The sequence below is a fragment of the Amycolatopsis sp. NPDC051061 genome (assembly GCF_040682935.1).
In the GTDB taxonomy this organism is placed as follows: Bacteria; Actinomycetota; Actinomycetes; order Mycobacteriales; family Pseudonocardiaceae; genus Amycolatopsis.
Map to the genome: position 1 here is coordinate 1 of NZ_JBFBBZ010000144.1, position 1,659 is coordinate 1,659.

4 protein-coding genes are annotated in these 1,659 nt (G+C 33.4%); all 4 read right to left on the reverse strand.

Going from position 1 to position 1,659, the window contains the following annotated elements; translation table 11 throughout:
* Positions 1-83: 83 nt before the first annotated feature.
* The 4 genes from AB0N03_RS52285 to AB0N03_RS52300 are packed head-to-tail and all read right to left on the reverse strand — an operon-like array spanning position 84 to position 1,653.
* A complete protein-coding gene (locus tag AB0N03_RS52285) occupies positions 84-635 on the reverse strand; it encodes an Asp23/Gls24 family envelope stress response protein (RefSeq protein ID WP_015425998.1) in 552 nt (183 codons plus the stop codon).
* 20 nt (positions 636-655) lie between these two features.
* Positions 656-844 (reverse strand): DUF2273 domain-containing protein, encoded by a 189-nt coding sequence (locus tag AB0N03_RS52290; protein WP_015425997.1) that lies wholly within the window; start codon positions 842-844, stop codon positions 656-658.
* 9 nt (positions 845-853) lie between these two features.
* Positions 854-1,414, reverse strand: coding sequence for an alkaline shock response membrane anchor protein AmaP (gene amaP, locus AB0N03_RS52295; protein ID WP_364388979.1), 561 nt, complete (start codon positions 1,412-1,414; stop codon positions 854-856).
* A gap of 29 nt (positions 1,415-1,443) precedes the next feature.
* Positions 1,444-1,653, reverse strand: coding sequence for a GlsB/YeaQ/YmgE family stress response membrane protein (locus AB0N03_RS52300; RefSeq protein WP_364388981.1), 210 nt, complete (start codon positions 1,651-1,653; stop codon positions 1,444-1,446).
* Between the last annotated feature and the right edge of the window lie 6 nt (positions 1,654-1,659).

The following is a 1,659-nucleotide window of genomic DNA, read 5'->3' on the forward strand; positions in this document are numbered from 1 at the left end:
TAAATAAAAAACTATATAATTGAACTCACTTACTAAAAAGCCTCATAATAGAGGCATTTATTTCTCACGATTTATCTAGAAATTTATTTAACTCTAGCTTCTTTATCTGTATTGTCTTCTACTTTGTCTTTTACTTTATCAACTTGTTCAGAGGTGAATTTCCCAGTTGTTTGAGCCGCACTAGTCACTCGATCTTGAATACTTACATCATCTTCTTTTTGTTGCTCTTTCGTTTTAATATCTGTGACTGTTACGTTAACTTCAACAACTTCCAATTCTGTCATTGCCGCAACCTCTTTACGAATGACTTCTTTAATTTTTTCATAAATATCAGGCACATTCTTACGATATTCTGTAACTACTTTCAAGTCTACTGCAACCTGTGTTTTCCCAACTTCTACGTCAACACCTGTTGTAACATCATCAGTATTAATAAGTTTTCCTGTTAAGTTTGAGAAGAACCCACCTTCTACAGAAAGAAGTCCATCCACTGATTCTAATGCTAAACCTACAATCTTTTGCACAACTTTATCTTCATAAGTCAAAGTCCCCTTAATTTCTGGTTGGGTTTCCTTTGTTTTAGGAGTTTCTTTTTCTGCCATTGTTCCAAATGCTTTCATGTTTTCTTGTACCATAATATTTTCCTTTTATAATGTTATTTACGATTTATAAATTGATCAATGATTCCTGATTTTTTTAAAAATAGACCAATATAAATTCCTAATCCAATTAAAAATAAAACCAGAATCATTTTCCAAAATCCAATAGTGAAGATACACACAGCAATGAGTGCACCTACGATTCCCCCTATAATTGGGTATCGATTTTTTTCGAAATAATCCATTGATCCCTCCTACATAACACGTTGGCGTTTAGGGTTATCATCTTTACTTAATGTATTGACTTTTACTTTAAGTTTAACCGTATGTTCCAATCCAAAGAAACTTTTTAACCCTTCAATGATTTCCTGTTCCAGAACTTGAGCTTTTTGAGCCACTTCAACTCGAGGAACAATCTCACCCTTTACATCAATTTTTATCTTATTTTTAAAAAGTGAAACAGCGATTTTTGAGTTTTTAAGGTAATCATTTTCTTTTACTTTTTCACCTACAAATCCTTCAATGGCCGACTTCTTCAAAGTTAAATCTCCATTATTTGAAGTGAGTTGTACATCCATATAGGTTCGAGGATAAAAAAGGATTACAATCAAGGCGATAATTAATATGACTATTAAAACGATGTTCTCCCAAAACAAATAGTCTGTCATATATTTACCTATGAAGGGAATGTTACTAGAGGTTGTTGTTATCCAATCATATTCCATGAAATTATAATAATCCCACGTCATTGGTAGAACAAGCGTAAGTAAAAGGAGATCAAGGATAATGAGTATTATTTTCTTTCCAGTTGCCAAAACTCCTCCTTTCTAGATCCTAAGATCTATTAATTCATTTTAGATAGGAAGAAAGATACAACAGCAACCACAATCACTGCACCAACAATGGATGGTATTAGCGCCATACCAGCTAGTGAAGGTCCCCAAGTTCCAAGTAAGGCTTGACCTACAAAAGATCCAACTAACCCCGCTAAGATATTAGAAATCCATCCCATTGAACTTCCCTTTTTTGTAATCGCACCAGCGATTAATCCGATTAATGC

Excerpts from the sequence above, each read along its gene's own strand:
- AB0N03_RS52290 (WP_015425997.1), bottom strand. The coding sequence starts at position 844 with ATGGATTATTTCGAAAAAAATCGATACCCAATTATAGGGGGAATCGTA.
- AB0N03_RS52285 (WP_015425998.1), bottom strand. The coding sequence starts at position 635 with ATGGTACAAGAAAACATGAAAGCATTTGGAACAATGGCAGAAAAAGAA.